We start from the raw sequence: 230 nt of genomic DNA on the forward strand, positions 1-230 counted from the left end.
GGTGGACGCGTAGTCAACAAGAGCGCCTATATGGCCATCGGCGTGGACATCGAAGGAATTAAACACATCCTGGGACTATGGATCGCCAAAGAGGAAGGAGCATCCTTTTGGGCGCAGGTGTGCTCTAACCTGTCGAATCGTGGGGTCAAAGACGTCTTCATTGTCTGCTGTGACGGGCTCAAAGGCCTACCTGAGGCAGTGGAGGCAACCTGGCCAGGATCGATGGTGCA

At 55.2% G+C, this 230-nt stretch carries 1 protein-coding gene; it reads left to right on the forward strand.

The window, feature by feature from the left end; translation table 11 throughout:
• The coding region (locus HMPREF2692_RS02575; protein ID WP_210400639.1) for a transposase at positions 1 to 230 on the forward strand (230 nt) is incomplete at both ends.

It is taken from the genome of Corynebacterium sp. HMSC036D03, from assembly GCF_001836185.1.
GTDB classification, from domain to species: Bacteria; Actinomycetota; Actinomycetes; order Mycobacteriales; family Mycobacteriaceae; genus Corynebacterium; species Corynebacterium simulans.